Source organism: Paenibacillus sp. FSL R5-0345 (assembly GCF_000758585.1).
Classification (GTDB): domain Bacteria; phylum Bacillota; class Bacilli; order Paenibacillales; family Paenibacillaceae; genus Paenibacillus_AQ.
The window spans coordinates 6,093,399-6,115,572 of sequence record NZ_CP009281.1 but is presented as its reverse complement, the minus strand read 5'-3'; the positions used below and the strand labels follow the sequence as shown (position 1 = coordinate 6,115,572).

36 protein-coding genes are annotated in these 22,174 nt (G+C 44.1%); 34 read left to right on the top strand and 2 right to left on the bottom strand.

Features of this window, described 5'->3' with window-relative positions; all coding sequences use genetic code 11:
- Position 1 precedes the first annotated feature (1 nt).
- The 30 genes from rplP to R50345_RS26970 all read left to right on the top strand — a co-directional run bounded on the left by rplP (position 2) and on the right by R50345_RS26970 (position 17,303).
- Positions 2-436, top strand: a complete 435-nt coding sequence (gene rplP, locus R50345_RS27115; protein WP_042131224.1) for a 50S ribosomal protein L16 — start codon at positions 2-4, stop codon at positions 434-436.
- Complete coding sequence (rpmC, locus tag R50345_RS27110) at positions 426-623, top strand: 50S ribosomal protein L29 (protein ID WP_019908232.1); 198 nt, start codon at positions 426-428, stop codon at positions 621-623. The genes rplP and rpmC overlap by 11 nt, the downstream gene beginning before the upstream one ends.
- 43 nt (positions 624-666) lie before the next feature.
- Positions 667-933 carry a 30S ribosomal protein S17 gene (gene rpsQ / locus R50345_RS27105; RefSeq protein WP_042131223.1) on the top strand — a complete coding sequence of 89 codons (267 nt, stop codon included), beginning with the start codon at positions 667-669 and terminating at the stop codon, positions 931-933.
- 38 nt (positions 934-971) lie between these two features.
- Complete coding sequence (gene rplN, locus R50345_RS27100; RefSeq protein ID WP_036680556.1) at positions 972-1,340, top strand: 50S ribosomal protein L14; 369 nt, start codon at positions 972-974, stop codon at positions 1,338-1,340.
- A 49-nt stretch (positions 1,341-1,389) separates the two neighbouring features.
- Entirely contained in the window at positions 1,390-1,743 is a 354-nt protein-coding gene (rplX, locus tag R50345_RS27095; RefSeq protein ID WP_076099615.1) for a 50S ribosomal protein L24, read from the top strand.
- Positions 1,744-1,774: 31 nt separating this feature from the next.
- The gene (gene rplE, locus R50345_RS27090) at positions 1,775-2,317 is read left to right on the top strand and encodes a 50S ribosomal protein L5 (RefSeq protein ID WP_042131222.1); all 543 of its coding nucleotides are present in this window, start codon (positions 1,775-1,777) and stop codon (positions 2,315-2,317) included.
- 49 nt (positions 2,318-2,366) lie between these two features.
- Positions 2,367-2,552, top strand: coding sequence for a type Z 30S ribosomal protein S14 (locus tag R50345_RS27085; protein ID WP_013312154.1), 186 nt, complete (start codon positions 2,367-2,369; stop codon positions 2,550-2,552).
- Positions 2,553-2,584: 32 nt separating this feature from the next.
- Positions 2,585-2,983: a 30S ribosomal protein S8 gene (rpsH, locus tag R50345_RS27080; protein ID WP_036680560.1), complete on the top strand. Its 399-nt coding sequence runs from the start codon at positions 2,585-2,587 to the stop codon at positions 2,981-2,983.
- 30 nt (positions 2,984-3,013) lie between these two features.
- Complete coding sequence (gene rplF, locus R50345_RS27075) at positions 3,014-3,556, top strand: 50S ribosomal protein L6 (RefSeq protein WP_042131221.1); 543 nt, start codon at positions 3,014-3,016, stop codon at positions 3,554-3,556.
- Positions 3,557-3,640: 84 nt separating this feature from the next.
- Positions 3,641-4,009, top strand: coding sequence for a 50S ribosomal protein L18 (rplR, locus tag R50345_RS27070; protein WP_042131220.1), 369 nt, complete (start codon positions 3,641-3,643; stop codon positions 4,007-4,009).
- A gap of 27 nt (positions 4,010-4,036) precedes the next feature.
- Positions 4,037-4,534 (top strand): 30S ribosomal protein S5, encoded by a 498-nt coding sequence (gene rpsE, locus R50345_RS27065; RefSeq protein WP_036652980.1) that lies wholly within the window; start codon positions 4,037-4,039, stop codon positions 4,532-4,534.
- Between the two features lie 14 nt (positions 4,535-4,548).
- Positions 4,549-4,734 carry a 50S ribosomal protein L30 gene (gene rpmD / locus R50345_RS27060; protein WP_036680567.1) on the top strand — a complete coding sequence of 62 codons (186 nt, stop codon included), beginning with the start codon at positions 4,549-4,551 and terminating at the stop codon, positions 4,732-4,734.
- A 40-nt stretch (positions 4,735-4,774) separates the two neighbouring features.
- On the top strand, positions 4,775-5,215 hold the full coding sequence (gene rplO / locus R50345_RS27055; protein ID WP_042131219.1) for a 50S ribosomal protein L15: 441 nt from the start codon (positions 4,775-4,777) through the stop codon (positions 5,213-5,215).
- Positions 5,215-6,513: a preprotein translocase subunit SecY gene (gene secY / locus R50345_RS27050; protein ID WP_042131218.1), complete on the top strand. Its 1,299-nt coding sequence runs from the start codon at positions 5,215-5,217 to the stop codon at positions 6,511-6,513. The genes rplO and secY overlap by 1 nt, the downstream gene beginning before the upstream one ends.
- Positions 6,514-6,609: 96 nt before the next feature.
- A complete protein-coding gene (locus R50345_RS27045; RefSeq protein WP_042131217.1) occupies positions 6,610-7,254 on the top strand; it encodes an adenylate kinase in 645 nt (214 codons plus the stop codon).
- Between the two features lie 4 nt (positions 7,255-7,258).
- Entirely contained in the window at positions 7,259-8,011 is a 753-nt protein-coding gene (gene map / locus R50345_RS27040) for a type I methionyl aminopeptidase (RefSeq protein ID WP_042131216.1), read from the top strand.
- An 11-nt stretch (positions 8,012-8,022) separates the two neighbouring features.
- Positions 8,023-8,331 (top strand): KOW domain-containing RNA-binding protein, encoded by a 309-nt coding sequence (locus R50345_RS27035; RefSeq protein ID WP_042131215.1) that lies wholly within the window; start codon positions 8,023-8,025, stop codon positions 8,329-8,331.
- Between the two features lie 2 nt (positions 8,332-8,333).
- Complete coding sequence (gene infA / locus R50345_RS27030; RefSeq protein ID WP_036652996.1) at positions 8,334-8,549, top strand: translation initiation factor IF-1; 216 nt, start codon at positions 8,334-8,336, stop codon at positions 8,547-8,549.
- Positions 8,550-8,602: 53 nt separating this feature from the next.
- On the top strand, positions 8,603-8,716 hold the full coding sequence (gene rpmJ, locus R50345_RS27025) for a 50S ribosomal protein L36 (protein WP_003322638.1): 114 nt from the start codon (positions 8,603-8,605) through the stop codon (positions 8,714-8,716).
- Between the two features lie 19 nt (positions 8,717-8,735).
- Positions 8,736-9,104 (top strand): 30S ribosomal protein S13, encoded by a 369-nt coding sequence (rpsM, locus tag R50345_RS27020; RefSeq protein WP_036680583.1) that lies wholly within the window; start codon positions 8,736-8,738, stop codon positions 9,102-9,104.
- A gap of 19 nt (positions 9,105-9,123) precedes the next feature.
- Positions 9,124-9,519 (top strand): 30S ribosomal protein S11, encoded by a 396-nt coding sequence (gene rpsK / locus R50345_RS27015; RefSeq protein WP_019908251.1) that lies wholly within the window; start codon positions 9,124-9,126, stop codon positions 9,517-9,519.
- Positions 9,520-9,649: 130 nt separating this feature from the next.
- On the top strand, positions 9,650-10,594 hold the full coding sequence (locus tag R50345_RS27010; RefSeq protein ID WP_036680585.1) for a DNA-directed RNA polymerase subunit alpha: 945 nt from the start codon (positions 9,650-9,652) through the stop codon (positions 10,592-10,594).
- 33 nt (positions 10,595-10,627) lie between these two features.
- Positions 10,628-10,993, top strand: coding sequence for a 50S ribosomal protein L17 (gene rplQ / locus R50345_RS27005; RefSeq protein WP_019908254.1), 366 nt, complete (start codon positions 10,628-10,630; stop codon positions 10,991-10,993).
- A 300-nt stretch (positions 10,994-11,293) separates the two neighbouring features.
- Positions 11,294-12,088: a tRNA pseudouridine(38-40) synthase TruA gene (gene truA / locus R50345_RS27000; RefSeq protein WP_042131213.1), complete on the top strand. Its 795-nt coding sequence runs from the start codon at positions 11,294-11,296 to the stop codon at positions 12,086-12,088.
- A 217-nt stretch (positions 12,089-12,305) separates the two neighbouring features.
- Positions 12,306-12,743, top strand: a complete 438-nt coding sequence (gene rplM, locus R50345_RS26995) for a 50S ribosomal protein L13 (RefSeq protein ID WP_036680589.1) — start codon at positions 12,306-12,308, stop codon at positions 12,741-12,743.
- Between the two features lie 20 nt (positions 12,744-12,763).
- The gene (gene rpsI / locus R50345_RS26990; RefSeq protein ID WP_025706574.1) at positions 12,764-13,156 is read left to right on the top strand and encodes a 30S ribosomal protein S9; all 393 of its coding nucleotides are present in this window, start codon (positions 12,764-12,766) and stop codon (positions 13,154-13,156) included.
- A gap of 237 nt (positions 13,157-13,393) precedes the next feature.
- Positions 13,394-14,086, top strand: a complete 693-nt coding sequence (locus R50345_RS26985) for a phosphoadenylyl-sulfate reductase (protein WP_042131211.1) — start codon at positions 13,394-13,396, stop codon at positions 14,084-14,086.
- A gap of 37 nt (positions 14,087-14,123) precedes the next feature.
- Positions 14,124-15,293, top strand: coding sequence for a sulfate adenylyltransferase (sat, locus tag R50345_RS26980; RefSeq protein WP_042131210.1), 1,170 nt, complete (start codon positions 14,124-14,126; stop codon positions 15,291-15,293).
- A gap of 78 nt (positions 15,294-15,371) precedes the next feature.
- On the top strand, positions 15,372-16,115 hold the full coding sequence (gene cwlD / locus R50345_RS26975) for an N-acetylmuramoyl-L-alanine amidase CwlD (RefSeq protein ID WP_042131209.1): 744 nt from the start codon (positions 15,372-15,374) through the stop codon (positions 16,113-16,115).
- Between the two features lie 87 nt (positions 16,116-16,202).
- Positions 16,203-17,303, top strand: coding sequence for an Mrp/NBP35 family ATP-binding protein (locus tag R50345_RS26970; protein ID WP_042131208.1), 1,101 nt, complete (start codon positions 16,203-16,205; stop codon positions 17,301-17,303).
- Between the two features lie 58 nt (positions 17,304-17,361).
- Here the strand turns inward: R50345_RS26970 and gerD are convergent, their stop codons facing one another.
- The gene (gene gerD / locus R50345_RS26965) at positions 17,362-18,033 is read right to left on the bottom strand and encodes a spore germination lipoprotein GerD (RefSeq protein ID WP_042131207.1); all 672 of its coding nucleotides are present in this window, start codon (positions 18,031-18,033) and stop codon (positions 17,362-17,364) included.
- Positions 18,034-18,162: 129 nt separating this feature from the next.
- Here gerD and R50345_RS26960 point away from each other — a divergent pair, with 129 nt between their 5' ends.
- Together R50345_RS26960 and R50345_RS26955 are read left to right on the top strand one after the other, a co-directional pair.
- Positions 18,163-18,753, top strand: coding sequence for a KinB-signaling pathway activation protein (locus tag R50345_RS26960; RefSeq protein ID WP_042132517.1), 591 nt, complete (start codon positions 18,163-18,165; stop codon positions 18,751-18,753).
- Positions 18,754-19,023: 270 nt separating this feature from the next.
- Positions 19,024-19,845 (top strand): PPK2 family polyphosphate kinase, encoded by an 822-nt coding sequence (locus R50345_RS26955; protein WP_042131206.1) that lies wholly within the window; start codon positions 19,024-19,026, stop codon positions 19,843-19,845.
- A gap of 50 nt (positions 19,846-19,895) precedes the next feature.
- On the opposite strand, the gene pdaB is transcribed toward R50345_RS26955, so the two are convergent.
- Positions 19,896-20,699 carry a polysaccharide deacetylase family sporulation protein PdaB gene (gene pdaB / locus R50345_RS26950; protein ID WP_042131205.1) on the bottom strand — a complete coding sequence of 268 codons (804 nt, stop codon included), beginning with the start codon at positions 20,697-20,699 and terminating at the stop codon, positions 19,896-19,898.
- Positions 20,700-20,807: 108 nt separating this feature from the next.
- On the opposite strand from pdaB, the gene R50345_RS26945 reads away from it, so the two are divergent.
- The gene (locus R50345_RS26945; protein WP_042131204.1) at positions 20,808-21,419 is read left to right on the top strand and encodes a stage II sporulation protein M; all 612 of its coding nucleotides are present in this window, start codon (positions 20,808-20,810) and stop codon (positions 21,417-21,419) included.
- Positions 21,420-21,670: 251 nt separating this feature from the next.
- Positions 21,671-21,901, top strand: coding sequence for a hypothetical protein (locus R50345_RS26940; protein ID WP_036680631.1), 231 nt, complete (start codon positions 21,671-21,673; stop codon positions 21,899-21,901).
- Positions 21,902-22,174 lie beyond the last annotated feature (273 nt).

Here is a 22,174-nt window from a genome sequence, read left to right as displayed (position 1 = left end):
CATGTTGGTACCAAAACGCGTAAAACACCGCAAGCAACAACGCGGACACATGAAGGGTATGGCAAAAGGCGGTACTGAATTGAACTTCGGCGAATTCGGCCTAGTTGCAATGGAACCGTCTTGGATCACTAACCGTCAGATCGAAGCTGCTCGTATCGCGATGACACGTTATATCAAACGTGGCGGTCAAGTTTGGATCAAGATTTTCCCAGATAAGCCTATTACTCAAAAGCCTCTCGAGGTTCGTATGGGTAGTGGTAAAGGTAACGTTGAGAAATGGGTAGCCGTAGTTAAACCGGGCAAGATTATGTTCGAACTCGGAGGCGTGTCGGAAGAAATCGCTCGTGAAGCGATGCGTCTTGCCGCTCACAAGCTGCCTGTTAAGACTAAGTTTGTGAAACGTGAAGAATTGGGTGGTGAAGCAAATGAAAGCTAATGAACTTCGCAACTTAACCACTGCTGAGATTGAACAAAAGATCGCTGGATTCAAAGAGGAACTTTTTAATCTCCGTTTTCAATTGGCAACAGGCCAACTGGACAACCCGACTCGGATTCGTGACGTGCGTAAGGAAATAGCTCGTGCTAAAACCGTGATCCATCAAAGAGTGCTTGGGATTAGTTAAGTGAGACGGATCTCAGATCCGTATTCAGGAAGGAGGCTAACTAATGAGCGAAGAACGTAATGCACGTAAAGTGCTAATCGGTAAAGTGGTCAGTGATAAAATGGATAAAACCATCGTAGTCGCTGTTGAAACCTATAAGAAACACAACTTGTACCACAAACGCATCAAGTCTACGAAGAAATTCAAAGCACATGATGAGGAAAACGTTGCAAAAATTGGCGATACCGTAAAAGTCATGGAAACTCGTCCGTTGTCCAAGGACAAACGTTGGAGACTAGTTGAAGTGGTTGAAAAAGCGGTTATCATCTAAGATAATCAAAAGAGTTTTTCCGGAAGGAGGAAATTATAATGATTCAACCATTTACACGTTTGCATGTGGCTGACAACTCTGGTGCGAAGGAACTGATGTGTATCCGCGTACTGGGTGGTACTGGACGCCGTACAGCAGCAATCGGTGATTTGATCGTTTGTTCCGTAAAACAAGCAACACCAGGCGGCGTTGTCAAAAAAGGTGATGTTGTTAGAGCGGTAGTTGTTCGTACGAAACGTTCCGTTCGTCGTAAAGATGGATCTTACATCGCATTCGACGAAAATGCAGCTGTTGTTGTTAAAGACGACAGAAGCCCTCGTGGAACACGTATCTTTGGACCAGTTGCTCGCGAACTTCGCGATAAAGACTACATGAAGATCGTTTCCTTGGCACCGGAAGTAATCTAATAAACACGAGCACCAATAAGTTGAAGGTTAGTTATAGGAGGTGTAATAAATGCCTAGAGTGAAAAAAGTTCTGGAATCCCATAACAATAAACTGCACGTGAAGAAAGATGATGTGGTGCTTGTGATTAGTGGTAAAGACAAAGGCAAAAAAGGCCGTGTCATCGCTGCTTATCCTCGTGAAAACCGCGTTCTGGTAGAAGGCGTCAATATGGTGAAGAAACACCAAAAGCCGAACCAGCTGAATCCACAGGGTGGAATTATTGAGCAGGAAGCTTCGATTCATGTGTCCAACGTAATGCACATCGATCCGAAGACCGGCAAAGTAACACGTATCGGTTACAAAGTATTGGACAACGGTAAAAAAGTTCGGATTGCAAAAAGATCCGGAGAGATTATCGACTAATCTAGCCCTTAAGAAAGGAGGTTAAATCTTCATGGCAGCAAGAATGAAAGAACGTTATCTCAATGAAATAACACCTGCTTTGATGCAGAAGTTTAACTATACAACTGTTATGCAAGTGCCTAAGATCGAGAAGGTTGTCATCAACATGGGTGTGGGTGACGCTGTTCAAAACTCCAAAGTACTTGATGCTGCAGTTAATGACATGCAGTTGATCGCTGGTCAAAAACCAGTAATCACTAAAGCTAAAAAATCCATCGCTGGTTTCAAACTACGCGAAAATATGCCGATTGGGGTTAAAGTAACACTACGCGGTGAGCGTATGTATTACTTCTTGGACAAATTGTTCAACGTAACGCTTCCACGCGTACGTGACTTCCGTGGTGTTTCCACTAAAGCCTTTGACGGCCGTGGTAACTACACACTTGGTCTTAAAGAACAATTGATCTTCCCGGAGATCGAATATGACAAAGTGGATAAAGTCCGCGGTATGGACATCGTTATTGTAACTACTGCTAAGACGGACGAGGAATCCCGCGAGCTGCTGGGTCAGCTGGGAATGCCTTTCGCAAAATAAAGTCGGTTAATCCATTTTCTCCGAAAATGTTTAGGAGGTGTCAGGCTAAGTGGCAAAAACTTCGATGAAAGTTAAACAACAACGTACGCCTAAGTTTAAAGTACGTGCATATACACGTTGCGAACGTTGTGGTCGTCCACATTCGGTACTGCAAAAGTTCAAAATTTGCAGAATTTGTTTCCGTGAATTAGCTTATAAAGGCCAGATCCCTGGCGTGAAAAAAGCAAGTTGGTAAGAAGTTTATAAACGGGAAGGAGGTTTACACACATGACTATGTCTGATCCTATTGCAGATATGCTTACTCGTATTCGTAACGCTAACATTGTGCGTCACGAAACGGTAGAAATGCCTGCTTCTACTATGAAGAAACAAATCGCTGACATTTTGAAGCGTGAAGGTTTCATCCGCGATGCGGAATTCGTTGAAGATAGCAAACAAGGGATTATCCGTATCTTCTTGAAATACGGCCCTAACCAAGAGCGTGTTATTTCTGGTTTGAAAAGAATCAGTAAACCAGGCCTTCGCGTATACACGAAGAGCAATGAAGTGCCTCGTGTACTCGGTGGTCTTGGAATCGCGATTATCTCCACATCTAAGGGAGTTATGACCGACAAAGAAGCTCGTCAATCAAAATCTGGCGGAGAAGTTGTCTGCTACATTTGGTAATAAACGTCACAAGATAAGGAGGTGCAACACATGTCTCGTATTGGTCGTAAACCAATCGCAGTACCTAGCGGTGTAGATGTCACTTTGGACAACGCCGTTATTACAGTAAAAGGTCCAAAAGGTTCTTTGACTCGTGAGCTTCATAAAGACATGAAGGTTACAGTTGAAAATAACGAAATTACCGTTGTTCGTCCGTCGGATAACAAATTGCATCGTTCACTTCACGGCACAACCCGCTCCGTTGTCAGCAACATGGTAGCAGGCGTGACTGAAGGTTTCTCGAAATCTCTGGAATTGGTTGGGGTCGGATATCGTGCAAGCAAATCCGGAGATAAAATCGTTCTGAACGTTGGTTACTCCCATCCGGTTGAAATTACACCGGAAGCAGGTATCGAGTTCGAAGTTCCTGCGAACACGAAGATCATCGTTAAAGGTATCGATAAAGAACGCGTTGGCGCATACGCTGCTAAAATTCGTTCCGTTCGTGAACCAGAACCGTATAAAGGTAAAGGTATCAAATATGAAGGCGAGCGTATCATCCGCAAAGAAGGTAAAGCTGGTAAGAAGAAATAACCAGTTTAAACTTAATTGTAAGATACCCCGTGCATCTTAAAGTGAAGCTGTTTACGGCAAACTGAAGGGAGTGAAAGGGAAGTCATGATTACAAAAGAAGATAAAAACAAGGCTCGTCTCAAAAGACACCTGCGTGTTCGTAAAAAGATCCAGGGTACTACTGAGCGTCCACGTTTGAACGTGTTCCGTTCTTCGAAACACATCTACGCTCAACTGATCGATGATGTTAAAGGGGTTACTATCGTATCCGCTTCTACTCTTGATAAAGAATTGAGCGCTAATATCGGTAATGGCGGCAGCGTTGAAGCTGCAGCAAAAGTTGGCCAATTGGTCGCTGAGCGCGCTAAAGAAAAAGGCTATGCAGTGGTCGTATTCGACCGCGGAGGTTACTTGTACCATGGACGGATTCAAGCATTGGCTGACGCAGCTCGTGAAGCTGGTCTTGAATTCTAGAATAATTCTTAAAAGGAGGTTAACGACTTGCGTGTAGATCCGAACAGTTTAGAACTGACAGAAAGAGTTGTACACATTAACCGTGTAGCAAAAGTTGTAAAAGGCGGACGCCGTTTCAGCTTTAGTGCACTCGTTGTTGTGGGCGATGGCAATGGCTACGTCGGTGCTGGTATCGGTAAAGCCGGCGAAGTTCCGGATGCCATCCGTAAAGGCATTGAAGACGCCAAGAAAAACCTGATTCACATTCCAATCGTAGGAACTTCGATTCCCCATCTCGTTACTGGCCACTTCGGCGCAGGACGTGTGTTGCTGAAACCAGCATCAGAGGGTACTGGCGTTATCGCTGGCGGTCCAGTTCGTGCAGTATTGGAATTGGCAGGCGTTGGCGACATTTTGACAAAATCACTGGGTTCTTCGAATTCCATGAATATGGTCAATGCAACTTTGGAGGGACTATCCCGTCTGAAACGCATTGAAGAGGTCGCGAAACTTCGCGGCAAATCTGTCGAAGAATTGCGCGGTTAAGGAGGGGAACGTCAATGGCAAAATTGCAAATTACCCTCGTACGTAGTGTAATCGGACGTCCAGAAACACAACGTGTTACTGTTAAGACGCTCGGCCTACGTAAACTCAACACGACAGTGGTTCACAATGACAGTCCTGCAATTCGCGGAATGATCAATAAAGTGAGTCACTTGCTATCTGTAACTGAAATTGAAGGCTAAACGCCTCGCATAAATTAACAAACATAAGGAGGTGCAAACGATGAAGTTACATGAACTTGCTCCGGCTCCTGGTTCACGAAAAGAACGCAATCGCGTTGGTCGTGGTCCAAGTAGCGGAAATGGTAAAACTTCCGGTCGCGGTCACAAAGGTCAAAACTCACGTTCTGGCGGTGGTGTTCGTCCGGGCTTCGAGGGTGGACAAAATCCACTCTATCGTCGTCTGCCTAAACGTGGTTTCATTAATCCTACCCGTAAAGAGTACGCGATTGTGAACCTTGAAGATCTGAATAGCTTTGCAGAAGGAACTGAAGTGACTCCGCAGTTGTTGCTTGAAACTGGTGTTGTCAAGAATTCCAAAAGCGGCATTAAGATTCTCGGCAATGGTGAGTTAACCGTTAAATTGACTGTACAAGCAAATAAGTTCTCTCAATCTGCGGTAGAGAAAATCGAGGCTGCCGGCGGTAAAACCGAGGTGATCTAATGTTCAAGACGCTTAAGAATATCTGGCATGTGGAAGATTTGCGCAAAAAGATCCTGTTTACCTTGTTCATTCTGATTATCTACCGTATCGGTTCGTTTGTACCGGTTCCTGGTGTGAACAAAGATGTACTGGAAACAGCAAATCAGAGCGGTGACGCTTTGATGGGACTTTTGAACACCTTCTCGGGCGGAGCGCTCAAAAACTTCTCGATATTTGCGATCAGTATTTATCCGTACATTACAGCATCCATCATTGTGCAATTGCTGTCGATGGATGTTGTTCCTAAGTTTGCTGAATGGGCTAAACAAGGGGAGCACGGTAAAAAACAACTGGCGCAAATCACTCGTTATGGTACTGTGATTTTGGCCCTGATCCAAGGTTTTGCTACGTCGATAGGGTTTAACCGGATTTATGGAACTCAAATGATGCCGAATGCGACATTTGCTGACTACTTACTGGTTGCCATTATCTTGACGGCTGGTACTTCTTTCCTGATGTGGCTTGGTGAACAGATTACCGAAAAGGGAATCGGGAACGGGATTTCGATCCTGATTTTTGCGGGAATCGTCGCCGCTATCCCGGGATATATCACGAGTACGGCTAACTCAAGCTTTATTCAGCCGGATCAAGTGTTCCTGAATATTCTTAAAGTCGTTATTGTGCTGATTGTGATTGTAGCGATTATTACAGCAGTTATCTTCGTACAGCAAGGTATTCGGAAGATTCCTGTTCAATACGCTAAACGCGTAGTCGGCAACAAGATGTACGGTGGACAGAATACGCACATTCCGCTGAAAATTAATGCGGCTGGTGTAATTCCGGTTATCTTCGCCGTATCACTGCTTCAGTTCCCAGTTGTTCTCTCCAGTTTCTGGTCAACACATGCCTGGGCTCAATGGATTGCTAAGTATTTGGCAACTGATGCACCACTTGGTATGCTTCTGTATGTAGTGATGATCATCGGGTTCACGTTCTTCTATACGTTCGTGCAGATGAATCCTCAACAGATGGCTGATAACATGAAGAAGAATGGTGGTTACATTCCAGGTATCCGTCCTGGTAAAGCTACTGAGAAGTATTTGACTAGAGTAATGTCTCGTCTGACTATGTCTGGCGCATTGTTCCTGGCTTTGATCTCTGTATTGCCGATGTTCTTCGGTGCTTTATCTGGATTGCCTAAAGAAGTTCGAATTGGCGGTACCTCACTGCTAATCGTAATCGGTGTGGCATTGGATACTATGAAGCAGATCGAGAGCCAATTGATCAAACGCCATTACAAAGGCTTCATCAATAAATAGGCGATAGGTTCCGGTGAAGCTTAAGATTTTATTCTTCCCGGCACCTATTGTGCTGTTTCTTGCTTGGTGGCGAACTTTTGGGGGGAGAGAGAAATCGTGAACATATTATTCATGGGCCCTCCTGGGGCAGGCAAGGGAACACAAGCAGCTGAAATCATTAAAGAATTTGGAATTCCTCATATTTCGACAGGAGACGCTTTCCGTTTGGCTATCAAACAAGAGACTCCAGTTGGATTGAAGGCCAAATCCTTTATTGATCAAGGTTTGCTTGTACCAGATGATGTGACCATTGGCATAGTTGAAGAACGGCTTCAGCAGTCCGATTGCGAAAAAGGATTTCTATTGGATGGTTTTCCAAGAACTCTTTCGCAAGCGGAAGCGCTGGATGAAATTCTTAGCCGTTTGAACACTTCTTTGGATCATGTCATCAACTTGAATGTTGACCGTGGACTACTGATGGCACGTCTTACTGGACGTCGCATTTGTACAGTTTGCGGAGCATCCTACCATTTAATCTTCAACCCGCCGAAGCAAGATGGCATTTGCGACATTGATGGCGGTGAATTGTATCAACGTCCGGATGACAACGAAGAAAGTGTAGGCAAGCGTCTGGATGAGTATGATAATAAGACAGCGCCGCTGCTTGCGTTTTATGATAATAAAGGTCTTTTGCGTCAGGTAAATGGAGAAAACGAAATCAATGTCGTTTCTTCTGAAATCGTATCTTTATTGCGGGGTTAATGTAATGATCATTTGTAAATCCGAACAGGAACTTGCCTTTATGAGGGAAGCTGGTCGTATTGTTGCCGAGAGTCACCGTCTAATTGCTGAAGCCATTGAGCCTGGCATTACAACGGGGGAGCTCGACAGAATCGCCGATCAATACATTCGCAGTCAAGGTGCTGTGCCGTCTTTCAAAGGCTACAACGGTTTTCCTGCCAGCATTTGCGCTTCAGTCAACGAACAATTAGTGCATGGATTTCCAGGTAAACGCAAACTGATCGAAGGCGATATAGTAACGCTGGATATCGGTGCAGAATACCGCGGTTATCACGGTGATTCCGCCTGGACCTACGGTGTGGGCAGCATTTCCGAAGAAGCTCAGCGTTTGCTGGACGTTACGGAAGGCTCCTTGTACGCGGGACTGGCGTTAGTCAAGCCGGATGTGCGCTTGTTTACAATCTCCCATGCTATTCAACAATACATCGAAGAGGCTGGTTTCTCAGTCGTACGCGAGTATGTTGGTCATGGCATTGGGGCAAAACTGCATGAAGAACCGCAAATTCCGAATTATGGCATAGCGGACCGCGGACCACGTCTGAAACCGGGTATGGTACTCGCGATTGAGCCGATGGTAAACGTAGGGAAGAGACATGTCAGAACGCTGGAAGATAACTGGACTGTCGTTACGGTTGATGGCTCACTATGTGCCCACTTTGAGCATACAGTAGCAGTTACTCCGGACGGCATGGAAATTTTCACAAAACTGAATGCGTAGGTGATCTCCTCTTGAATACTGTGAGCAGCCCGCAGGTTGGTCAATTAGTGAGAATTCTCAAAGGCAAAGATGCCGGAGAGGCAGCCGTTGTTATCGCAGTTGTTGATAGCAGATTTGTATACATTGCAGATGGAGACAAACGTAAGTTTGATGGGCCAAAGAAGAAGAATATTCTTCATCTTGAGCTCATACCCTTCATCAGCAGTGAGGTTGTGAACAGTTTGGAAGAAACTGGCCGGGTAACAAACGGAAAGCTGCGTTACGCAGTCATGAAGTATGCTGGACCCACCGGAATAAGTGCTGATGAGAAAGGAGACTAACTGTGGCTAAGGAAGATGTCATTGAAGTAGAAGGTACTGTCCTTGAACCGTTGCCAAATGCAACGTTTAAGGTTGAGCTTGAGAACGGTCATCAAATACTTGCCCATGTATCCGGTAAACTGCGGATGCACTTTATCCGTATTTTGACCGGAGACAAAGTGGTCGTGCAGTTATCGCCTTATGATTTATCAAAAGGTCGTATAACTTACCGTAAATAGATGGGAACTACGAAAAAAGTTTTGCTTCGCAAAACTTTGAGGAGGTAATTAACATGAAGGTAAGACCTTCTGTAAAGCCCATTTGCGAGAAATGTAAAGTAATCCGCCGCAAAGGGACTGTTATGGTGATTTGCGAAAATCCGAAACACAAACAAAAACAAGGTTAAGAAGGGGGTGTAGCGTAAAATGGCTCGTATAGCTGGAGTGGATTTGCCACGTGACAAACGCGTTGAGATCGCCTTGACTTATATTTTCGGAATCGGTAAAACGACTTCTCAGAAAATTCTTAATGAAACAGGCATTAGCGCTAATACACGTGTCCGTGATTTGACGGAAGATGAAGTCAGCAAACTGCGTGAAACGATCGACAAAACGGTTAAGGTTGAAGGTGACCTGCGTCGTGAAATTTCCTTGAATATTAAACGTCTAACTGAGATCGGCTGTTACCGCGGTGTTCGTCACCGTCGTGGATTGCCTGTTCGCGGTCAACGTACTAAAACCAATGCCCGTACCCGGAAAGGCCCGCGTCGTACGGTAGCAAACAAGAAGAAATAATAAGGGGGGATAAGAGACAATGGCTAAACCGAAAAAAGTCGTACGTACTAAACGTCGCGACCGTAAAAATATCGAATCCGGCGTGGCACATATTCGTTCCACGTTCAACAACACCATCGTTACCATCACAGATCCACACGGAAATGCAATTTCCTGGGCAAGCTCCGGCGGCCAAGGATTTAAAGGTTCCCGTAAGTCGACTCCATTCGCAGCGCAAATGGCAGCTGAATCAGCAGCTAAAGCAGCTATGGAGCACGGCATGAAATCGGTTGAGGTTATGGTTAAAGGACCGGGCGCGGGCCGCGAAGCAGCCATCCGTTCCCTTCAAGCTGCAGGGCTTGAAGTTAACCTTATTAAAGACGTAACTCCGGTTCCTCACAATGGATGCCGTCCGCCGAAACGTCGTCGCGTATAGTGAAATCAGTATTGTAAATGTGGTATAATTCTGACGCATCTGCTAATAATAGGTGTTTAGGCATACTACATGATGCACCTGATGGGGTGACAGTTTCATATAGGAGCGACGTTGAAGGAGGGGTAAACTCGTGATAGAAATCGAAAAGCCGAAGATTGAGACCGTAGAAGCTAATGATGAAGGTACCTATGGGAAATTCGTAGTTGAACCGTTGGAACGTGGGTATGGCACGACTCTGGGGAATTCACTTCGCCGGATATTGCTTTCTTCGCTTCCAGGAGCCGCAGTGACTTCGGTCCAAATTGACGGCGTTCTGCATGAGTTCTCGACCGTTCCAGGCGTAATGGAAGATGTGACGGAGATCATTCTAAACCTTAAAGCCTTGTCCTTGAAGATTCATTCAGACGAGGAAAAAGTGTTTGAGATTGATGCCGAAGGGGAAGGCATCGTTACCGCAGGTGATATCCGTGCGGACAGCGATGTTGAGATCCTGAATCCGGATCTTCACATTGCAACGCTGGGACCTGGTGCGAGACTTCACATGCGTATTTTTGCAGGCCGTGGTCGCGGCTACGTCCAAGCGGACCGGAACAAACGCGACGATCAGCCAATTGGCGTTATCCCGGTTGACTCCATCTACACTCCTATTTCACGCGTTAACTACGGCATAGACAATACACGTGTTGGTCAAGTGACTAACTACGACAAATTGACGCTTGAAATTTGGACAGATGGCAGTATTAGACCGGAAGAGGCTGTAAGCCTCGGAGCCAAAATTTTGAACGAGCACCTCGTACTGTTCGTAGGTCTTACGGACGAAGCGAAAGACGCCGAAATTATGGTTGAAAAAGAAGAAGACAAAAAAGAAAAAGTGCTTGAGATGACAATCGAAGAGCTTGATCTTTCTGTCCGCTCCTACAACTGCCTCAAACGTGCTGGTATTAATACCGTACAAGAGCTTACCACGAAGACTGAAGAAGATATGATGAAGGTGCGTAACCTTGGTCGTAAATCTTTGGAAGAAGTTCAGGAGAAGCTTGAGGAACTTGGTTTGGGACTCCGTACAGAAGAATAGCTACAGATTGCTACAGTAAAGGAGGGAAAACACATGGCATACCAAAAATTGGGCCGTGATTCCAGTGCGCGTAAAGCCTTATTTCGCGACATGGTAACGGATCTATTTTTATACGAGCGCATCCAAACAACGGAAGCTAAAGCGAAAGAAGTTCGTTCTATCGCTGAAAAGTTGATCACTAAAGCTAAAAAAGGCGATCTTCATGCTCGTCGTCAAGTAGCTGCATTTGTTCGCCGCGAGACTGTTGATGGTGAACAAGATGCAATTCAAAAATTGTTCTCTGACATTGCTCCACGTTACACGGAGCGTCCAGGTGGATACACTCGTATCCTGAAACTAGGACCTCGTCGTGGCGACGCTGCGCCTATGGTTTATCTTGAATTGGTAGACCGCGCGTAGTATCACAAGTATTGATTTCCGATGCTTCCCTTTCATCCGGCCCTCTTTGGAGTAAAGATGGGGGAAATATCAGCGTTATTGTGCTGCAGAGGCGCAAGACTCTGCTGTACTAATAACCGTGGGAATCACCTTGGTTCAATTGAAGGAGCTCCCGCAGGGGCTCTTTTTTTTGAAATAATGGAGTGAAGTGTTAATGGATGCCGTCCTTCTAGGGACGGCAAAGCCATTTCTTCCTCGTGAATAAGATCAGACAGTGCTTCGATCGACGTTTCTGCTGAACGGTTTATAAAGGAGAACGGAATGCGTAATCTATTGATGAAGGTCAATTATGACGGAACAAATTATGATGGCTTTCAGACCCAGCCTCAGGGCAATACGATTCAGGATCGGCTGGAGCAAGCGATACTCCATCTGACGGGTGAGGAGCTTAAGATTACAGCTTCTGGTCGTACAGATGCCGGAGTACATGCCTATGGTCAGCCTTTTAACTTTACGACCTCCTCTCGAATCCCGCTTGAACGTTGGTGTCTGGCGCTTAATGCCCGGCTGCCACAAGATATCGTGGTTACTGAGGCTAGGGAAGTACCGCTGACGTTTCACTCTCGTAGAGGAGCTAAGCGTAAAACTTACCGATACACGATTAACGGCAACAGGTTTCCAGATCCGTTTCAACGGCGCTGGCAGCTTCACCATCCGGTGCAGTTGGATATTCCTGCGATGCAGCAAGGCTTAACGCATATTTTAGGGACACATGACTTCACTTCGTTTGCTTCTCGGAGGTCTACTAAGACCTCTCATGTACGAACGATCTTTGAAGCTCATATGGAAGTAGACCGCAGTATGTGCCGACCCTCTTCATTAGATCAGGGAGTGATCCAAACTTATATAACGGGTAGTGGATTTCTTCAACATATGGTTCGCATTATTATGGGGACTTTGATCCATGTGGGGGAAGGTAAAATAGATGCTGATCATGTTGCTGGTATATTGGCGGCATGTGATCGTTCAGCTGCTGGTCCAACAGCTATGGCCAAGGGGTTGGCTTTGTGGAGTGTAGAATATGATGAGACCGAAAGTGAATCTTTTTTTCTATAAATTTCTTCCTAAATAATAGGTTGAATGTTTAAAAATCACTTGCACTTGTTATGTTTATACTGTAATATAAAAGTTGTGTTTTCTTGATGGCTATCCCACAGCCCCGATCAAGGAAATGCCAAAAAAATGCTTTGCTTAACTCACATAATTGTAATTCAATGAGAAACAAGATATACGAAACAGAAGATTTTCGTACGAGAACAAGGAGGAAACATTCATGCGTACCACCTATATGGCGAAGCCGAACGAAGTTGAACGCAATTGGCACATTATTGATGCCGAAGGCAAAACACTCGGTCGTTTGGCCAGCGAAGCCGCTGCTTTGATCCGTGGCAAACACAAACCGCAATTCACTCCACACGTTGACACAGGAGATTTCGTTATCGTAATCAACGCTGAGAAAATTCACTTGACCGGTAAGAAATTGCAAAACAAGAAATACTACCGTCACTCGATGCACCCAGGTGGCTTGAAAGTTACTAATGCTGAAACTCTGCTGAACACTAAACCAGAACGCGTAATTGAATTCGCTGTTCATGGTATGATTCCTAAGACTCGTCAAGGGGACCACATGAAGCTGAGATTGAAAGTATATGCAGGCGCCGAGCATCCACATGCAGCACAAAAACCTGAAGTTTACGAACTTCGCGGATAAGAATAGAGGAGGACAGTTTCATGGCACAAGTACAATACTATGGGACAGGTCGTCGTAAACATTCGGTAGCACGTGTTCGCCTTGTACCGGGTGAAGGACGCATTGTCATTAACAAACGTGAGATGGACGAATATTTCGGTGTTGAAACACTGAAAATGATCGTAAAACAACCTTTGAACCTGACTGAAACACTGGGCAACTACGATGTAATCGTTCTTGCACATGGTGGCGGCATTTCTGGTCAAGCTGGAGCAATTCGTCACGGTATCTCCCGTGCATTGCTTAAAGTTGACCCTGAATATCGCGGTGCATTGAAGAAAGCTGGTTTCTTGACTCGTGACCCTCGTATGAAGGAACGTAAGAAATACGGCTTGAAGGCTGCACGTCGTGCGCCTCAGTTCTCGAAACGTTAATATTTATCAAGAATTCAACCCTTGGCCTCTATGGTCGAGGGTTTTATTTTTTACTCTGAAGCCCCTTTTGAATAAAAAATGGGCTTTTTTTGCATTCATTTACTAATTCTGAGCGGTGAAATTCATTGACTTCCTCCGTAAAAGTTATATACTATTTCATATAGAAATAGTTGGTTTTATTACTTCTTTTACCTTATTTATTCATACGATTAATATTTTGGATGGAGGAATACCTTAATGAACCTGCTTGAGAAAGAAGATTTGATCAGAATAAAGGCCGAAGAATTAGAGAGTGCTTCACCCGAGGAAATTATCCGCTGGGCTGTTGAAACATTTCCTAACATTACTTTTGCCTGCAGCTTTGGTGCCGAAGATGTAGTGCTTGTTGATATGCTTCACAAGGTTAGTCCATCTACTGACGTCTTTTATCTCGATACAGATTATCATTTTAAGGAAACCTACGAAACCAGAGATTTAATGGCAGACAAATACGGATTAGAGTTTGTACGTGTGTCTCCGCAACTCACAACGCAGGAGCAAGCACTTCAATACGGTGATGCGTTATGGACTGTTGATCCTAACCAATGTTGTGGAATTCGTAAAGTTGAACCGCTGACTCGTATATTATCTCAATATGAAGCATGGATTACTGGAATTCGCCGTGACCAAGCACCTACCCGCGCAAATGCTAAAAAGGTTGAGTATGATTATAAATTTGGTTTAGTAAAGTTTAATCCTATTGCGGATTGGACTTCAGAAGATGTATGGAACTATATTCGTGAAAATGACGTAATCTATAACCCTCTACACGACCGTAACTATCCAAGTATCGGCTGTGAACAATGTACTCGTCAGGTTATGCCAGGTGAAGATCCGCGTGCTGGCCGTTGGTCTGGATCAGAAAAGACAGAATGCGGTTTGCACAAATAAGACATATCCCTGTGGGAACATAGAAGGAGAGACTAAGATGACTTCAATACGTCCGCATGGCGGAACTTTGGTTAACCGTGTAGTAGAGGGAACTGAAAGAGAAGAATTGCTAAATCTCGCACGTGACAACAAGGCAATTGCCTTGAATACCTGGACTTTATCCGATTTGGATCTTATAGCTGTAGGTGCGTTTTCCCCACTAACTGGCTTTTTAAATGAGCAAGACTATCTTTCAGTGGTAAAAAGCATGCGTTTAGCAGATGGCACTGTGTGGAGCATTCCAATAACACTAGCTGTAGAAGATGATGTGGCTGCCGGATTATCAATTGGGGATAAAGTTTCTCTAATCGGTGAAGACGATGGCGAGATTTACGGTTTATTGGATATTGAAAGTATTTATACTGTTGATCAAACGATTGAAGCACAAAATGTCTTCAAAACAACAGATCCTGAACATCCTGGAGTGAGTAAGTTGCTGGCTCGTCCTTCGACTTATGTTGGAGGACCGATTACAGTCTTGAATCGACCACAGCCTGAGAAGTTCAGTGAGTTTTATTTTGATCCTGCGGATACGCGGAAAATATTTGCTGATAAGGGCTGGAGAACGGTTGTAGGGTTCCAAACACGTAATCCGGTTCATCGAGCTCATGAATACATTCAAAAGTGCGCTATGGAGGTTGTAGACGCTCTATTTCTAAATCCACTTGTGGGTGAGACGAAATCGGATGATGTACCGGCAAATGTGCGGATGAAGAGCTACCTGGCGCTTTTGGAGAATTATTATCCTGAGGATCGCACCTTCCTTGGTGTTTTTCCAGCGGCAATGCGTTATGCAGGTCCTAGGGAAGCAATTTTCCATGCCATGGTTCGCAAAAATTACGGCTGTACCCACTTCATCGTGGGTCGTGACCATGCGGGCGTAGGGGATTACTACGGAACTTACGAGGCACAGGAAATTTTCTCGAATTTTAGTGCTGAAGAGCTTGATATAACTCCATTATTTTTTGAACACAGCTTCTTCTGTAAAAAATGCGGAAATATGGCTTCTAGTAAAACTTGCCCTCATCCTAGCGATGATCACATGACATTGTCGGGTACGAAGGTACGGGCTTTGCTCCGTGACGGCCAATGTCCTCCGCCAGAATTTACGCGGCCTGAGGTTGCGCAGATTCTGATTGAAGGTATGACTCAAGAAGTTACAGCTTAATCACTGTCAGCTAGTACTATTTGACCTTCTTGTCCCATATAGATGAGTATTATCTATCGGGACGAGGGGGTCTTTGTTATGTCTGGCCGAAAGCAGAATAAAGTCTCGGTCTGGATTTCATGGAGCAGTATCAAAAAAAGTATGCTTGGCGCGACACTGCTGGCTATAATGATCGGAATTATAGCGTATGACATGCCTACCGCTAAAACACTAAATTATTGGAGTCTGCCCTTGTCAGGAAAGGTTATTGCTCTCGATGCGGGACATGGTGGAGCTGATGGAGGAGCAGTTAGCCGGGAAGGGCTGATTGAGAAAGATATTAATCTCGCGGTATCGCTGTATTTGCGTGATTATCTGCAACAGGCAGGGGCTATTGTAGTAATGACTCGTGAGGGTGATTATGATTTGGCTCTGGAAGGCACTAAGGGCTATTCTAAGCGCAAGACGGAAGATCTTAAACAAAGGGTAAGAAGCATCGAAGAGAAAGGCGCAGACCTTTTTATAAGCGTTCACATGAACAGTGTCCCTTCGAATCGTTGGAGTGGAGCGCAGACCTTTTACTACCCCAATCATAAGGATAATAAAGCAATTGCGGAGTTTGTGCAGAGTGAGCTGAAGACTACGCTAGAGAATACCGATCGTGTGGCGAAGACAGTGAATACTGTATATCTGCTAAAAGCATTAAAAATACCAGCGGTGCTTGTAGAAGTCGGCTTCTTATCACACCCCCAGGAATCCGCTCTACTCGGAAATGATGTCTACCAGCGGAAGGTAGCGACTAGCATTTATCGCGGCATTCTTCGGTACGCCTCCGAGCAGTAAGGACTACTCATGGGGAGACAGGTAATGTTATAATAGACAAAAACTCCGGAGAATTTCTTAACCGGAAAGGAAACAGAGGTGCTTTCCATGCTGACTAAGGAACAAATTCAGGAAATACTGCAGCCATTAACAGACTCGGAAACTGGAAAAAGCCTTGTGGAACTACAGCTGATTCGTGACATTATGATTAAAGAAGATCGTATTTCTTTATCTATCGTATGTCTGAATCCTGAAGAGCAAAGTCGCATGGATCTAGAACAACAGGTTCGTGAATTGCTTGAAGCGGGTGGGGCTTCAAATGTACATATCCGGCTTCGTGATGCAACCGATTATGAACGTGCTATCCTTCGCGGAGAGAGTGCAGAGGAAGTTGATGAACCTGGGAAACTTAAGGGACATGCTGCCGGCCTTGATGACCATGAATTAATTAGCGAGAGCTCGGGTGTGAACTTTATCGCCGTGGCCAGCGGTAAAGGTGGAGTTGGTAAATCCACTGTAACAGTGAATTTGGCCGTAGCCCTAGCAAGAAAAGGAAAAAAAGTGGGTCTAATCGATGCCGATATTTATGGTTTCAGCATTCCTGACATGATGGGGATTGAAGAGGGGCCGGTTGTTGAAGAAGGAACGATTATTCCTGTGGAACGTTTCGGAGTGAAGGTCATGTCTATGGGCTTCTTTATCCGTGAGAATAGTCCAGTGATTTGGCGGGGGCCTATGCTTGGTAAAATGCTTCGCCAGTTCTTCAATGATGTCGGTTGGGGTGAACTTGATTATATGCTGCTTGATCTTCCCCCAGGTACAGGTGATGTGGCGCTTGACGTGCATCAGATGCTGCCTCACAGCAAAGAGATCATAGTGACGACACCTCATGCTACAGCTGCGTTTGTGGCGGCTAGAGCGGGCTCTATGGCTCTACAGACTGATCATGAGATTATTGGAGTCATTGAGAACATGGCTTATTATGAGTGTACTGACTGTGGTAAGAAAGATTATATCTTTGGCAGAGGCGGAGGAGCAAGGCTTGCCGAGACGCTTCATACGGAGCTGCTTGCACAAATACCGCTAGGTGCACCGGACAACCATATTTCCGAACCGGATTTCTCACCTTCTGTATACAAAGAAGAGACACCATCAGGACAATTATTTGCAGAAATTGCTGATAAACTTATTGCCAAATATGAGCACTAACTCTTGTGCATAAAAAAGAGGCCTTCCCACACGTATTAGTGGGAGAAGGCCTTTTTTTTTAAGAACTTGAATCATCGCCGCTGCCGCCGCCACTGCTTTCCTGTTTGTCGCCACCTTCGCTACCCTTTTCTTTTTTCTCTTTTGGTTCAAGTTCTTCTTGTACGACTTTTTTAAGTAAATTCAATACTTCCATGCGAAATAATGGAGTTTGCATGGATTCCTGCATGGTCTTCATGGATTGTTTACGGTAATCAGGTGTTTTGGTGAGATTTAAAAACATTGTCATCATTTCTGGAGACTTCATAATTTCTTCGACTGATTTCTGATAAGTGGGATCCTTAATTAGCTGAAGGTGTAGTTCCTTGCTTTGTGATTGAATGGCTTTAGCAAAATCGCCCGCGAATTTGGGATCAGTCATTATCTTCTCGATTTCCTTCTGATATTCCGGTGCAGTGAGAGTATTTTTAACAGCGAGCTTGATCTCCTCTGTTGTTTGAAGTGGCATCATCTTCATGCTCATTCCACTGGTACCGCTAGAGCTGGAGCTTGATAATGATTCCTCAACCGCTTTTTTACCCTCATCGCTTTTCAATATATCTAAAACCATGGTCTTCGTTTCTTTATAACTGCCTTGTCCGGAAGAAGAACTGCTCTGCTCACCTCCGCAAGCCGTTAAGGCCATAACAAAGCCCAAAGCCAAACCCACAGAACCGATAAATCTCCATTTCATTGGCGCTGCCCTCCTTTATAGGATTCTCTAGATGTATTATGCCGAATTAGATCACATTTATGTTGTGGGTGTAATGGTGTTTTGTCGGTATCCTTGGTAAAATAAATCTGACAAGAGGAGGTGAATTGGCTGAGTATAAAAAAATGGTTTCATTTATTTTGGACTACCCTCCTTATAGGAGCGGGTGGGGCTGTAATCGCTGGTCTGGCACTGCAATTCGTAAATGGTAAGATTGATTTCAAAAGTGTCGGGGATTTCTTTTTATACCCGCTGATTCTGCTTGGCTACGGTATGCTTGTAAGCGTTTATTCGCAACTTGGTTTTTTTGCCTATTTGATTTTGAATTATATGGGTAACGGCGTTTTTCCACAAAAGGTTTGGAAATACATACAACTAGTGCTTTCTGTGCTCGCATTGCTTGAACTGATTTTTTTGCGTACCGTCGTTGGTGGGGAAAGAAATGTTATGTCTGATCTAATATTAGGAATCGTTATTTTGCTAGCAGCTATTATTGTGTCTTATTTCAAAGTAAAAAGTACAAACATCTCAGCTTTGATTCCAACCCTCTTTTTTATGACAGCTATTTCAATTGTGGAAGTTATTGGCGTGCTCCGTATAGGTGTTGATAGTGCAACAGTATTTATTGTTGTTCCGCTTATTGCTTGTAATGCATTCCAAATTTTGATGCTACACCGTATTCTGAAGCCGGCAGCCGGATAATGAATGGGGAAGGCACTAAACAATGAACCCCGTGCTCTGATTTCAGAAGACGGGGTTTTTTGCTCTTACTATATCTAAACGATTAAAATCTGATTAAGGAGGTTAATCTTAAAGAACACATAACTAAGAAAATGCTTCCGAAGCGAGTTTTGTACGAAGCTCCTCAATGATGTATATGCTTTACAAAACTTAGTAGATACTTCCGAAGTGAGTTTTGTACGAAGTAACACAAGTGTAGTAACGCTCACAAAACTTTTAGGAGGGGAATATATGGACATCAAGCGCTATATGATAAAAGACACAAAAGAAATCCGGCTTAACAAGCTGGATCCGGACGATATAGGTATTTTTAAATCCAAAAAAGAAGCAGAAGCCAAAACAGAAGAGCTTAAAGCACGTTTGGCAGAGCTACAAGATATTTTGTTTGCTCAGAAAAAGCACTCGCTGCTTGTAATTCTGCAAGGAATGGATTCTAGCGGTAAGGATGGAACGGTTAAGCATATTTTTTCAGGCATCAATCCACAAGGCTTCATAGTTACCAGCTTCAAGAAACCATCTCTTGAGGAAGAGGCTCATGATTTCCTATGGAGGGTACATCAGAAAACTCCCCCTAAGGGCTATATCTCTGCATTTAATCGTTCGCACTATGAAGATGTATTGGTACCGCGGGTACATGGAGGGTTGAAAAAGGATGACCTAAAGCGCCGTTTTCGTTACATACGGCAGTTTGAGGAAATGCTGGTGGAAGAGGGGACGACAATTATCAAGCTTTTTCTGCACATTTCTAAAGAGAAGCAGTTAAAGAAAATCAAGGAAAGACTTGAAGATCCTAAAAAACACTGGAAATTCGATGCAAGTGATCTCCAGGAGCGGGAGTATTGGGATGATTACCAAGAAGCATATGAAGATGTTTTTAAGGAAACTAGCATAGATAAAGCACCCTGGTACTGGATACCCGCCAATCATCAATGGTACCGCAACTATTTGACCTTATCCATCGTAGTAAAGACACTGGAGAGTCTGGATCTGAGCTATCCGAAGCTGAATACCCCCACACCCGACATATCGGAACTCATTTCTCCACGTCATTAATCCTTTGGACGAATCAACATCCATTACGGCACCAGAGATTGAAATGTACTTTACAGTCCAGCCGCGTCCTCTAAGGCATTACTAAGTGAAGCTGAGTCGCGAACTTCTTTACCTTCGGTATTGCTTTGACTAATCAGCTCAGAGACGGTAACGAATTCATAACCTTGTCTGCGGAGCTCGTCGATAATGAGTGGAAGTGCTTCATGTGTTTGTTTGCAGGAATCACTGGCATGTAGAAGGACGATATCACCTGGATGCGCTTTTGTCGTTACACGCTTCACGATATTGTCTACGCCGATATTCTTCCAGTCCAGAGAGTCTGTATCCCATTGAATGACCTTGTAACCGAGATCGCTGGCAACCTGAAGGACTCTTTTGTCAAAATCCCCATTAGGCATACGAATCAAATTGGGCTCAGTGCCGGTTAATTCGGTAAGTACGGTGTGAGCCGTTGAGATCTGTGTGCGAATTTCTTCGTTGCTTAGTGTGCTGTAATTGACGTGTTTATGACCATGACTTCCAATTTCAAAACCTGCATTCTTGATGTTAGTTACAATGTCTGGGTGAGTCTTACTCCATGGTGACGACAGGAAGAAGGTGGCTTTGTCCACTTTCTTGTCTTCAAGTACCTTCAAAATCGGCTCAGGTCTTTTCTCCCCCCAGCTAATATCGAAGGTCAGGGCAATCAGCTTCTTCTCTGTTGGTACACTGTAGATCGCGGAAGGTCCGGATTCAGAAAAAACGGTTATGTTTCCCCTCTCGACGTATACAACTCCAGCAGCAAGAAGCACAGCGGCGAAGATATAGATGAATCGTTTAATCTTTTTGCCGCTGAATACATAAAAAGAATTCATAATGACAGCGCTCCTCTCCCATGCGAAATGCTTGTTTGTTCTAAATGTATGCTCGTACCGCACGGTTATGACCTAAGAAACAGAGATCACAATTTCAGGAGGGTATTTATGTTGTCGTTCTTCACGTTTATTAAAGATCTAAAAACGATCCGGAAGGCTTTATTGCTTTCCTGTCTGCTCTTCGCAGTAGGAGCGGTTATAGGGTGGGTAGCTACCAGCAGTCTGGAAAAGCTATTGGTTCAGCAATTAGAGGGGCTCAGTGAAATCAGTGGCAACCTTAGAGATTCTTCTAATCCGCAATGGAGCTTCTTTGTATTTATATTTTTAAATAACAGCATCAAGGGTGTTCTTATCATATTTTTAGGGGCGTTGCTCGGTATACTGCCAGCCATATTCTTATTTATTAACGGAGCGGTTATCGGCTATCTGATTCATTTATCAGCACTGCAAGGACAGGACTTGTTCGAGCTTATTGTAAAAGGACTGCTGCCACACGGGATTATAGAGATTCCGGCGATCATTATTGCTTGTGCATTTGGACTGCAGTTCGGCGGGAAAGTACTCTCAAGTATATTTAGTTCTTCCACTAGGAAAATGGAGAGAGGGGCAGATTGGTCTTTCTTTATGCGTCAAACACTCACGGCATCTATATGGACTGTAATCCTGCTATTTGTTGCAGCCATCATTGAAAGCACAATAACTTTTTCGCTTTTATCATAAAACTTCCAAGATTGGAGCATAACATTAAAGCTATTCATCCAAGGATTGCCTAAAGGACAGAGGTATATAATCGCGACGTAACCATAAAGGGAATTTTTATTAATTATGGTTATAAAAAGAGTACTCCGGTTAATCTAGTGTAAGAGGACTTAAGGCAGCTTTCTCCATGAGATGGACTAACTAATTATGTACAAGGGGTTTATGGTTTTAGTGAATGTGTTACTTGCAACTTCATGAAGGAGGCCAAGCATATGTTGGGTATGTTGTTTAACGAAAAAGAATGCAAGGAACTGGATTATGTTTTGCGGAAAGAACTCGATGAGATGCTGTTAGATTTGAGTGATCAGCGCTTGGACCAAAATATCAGGCATGCCATCGCCAATAGATATAAGACTGTATTTCGGATGTATGCTCGTTTTGCTCCTCAGAAAGAGCTTTCCAAGTATGCGTGGGGCGGACGTTCATCTCAGTATAAACACTGAGGATAGGTGGTAAATGCAAGAGTTTTATATGGATTTAAGATTTTTTAATAAAATAGCTTGACTAAAAAGGAGTGCTCATGATAAATTATATCTCGCGCTCCTTTTGCTTGTGTAAAAGGGAAGCGGAAGGCAAGAAAAAATGAAAAAAACTTTTTCAAAAAAAAGACTTGCCAAACAACGAAACACTGTGATATATTATAAAGGTCGCCGCTGACAAACAACGACGACGAAATAAGAGACATTGATCTTTGAAAACTGAACAACGAGTGAGTA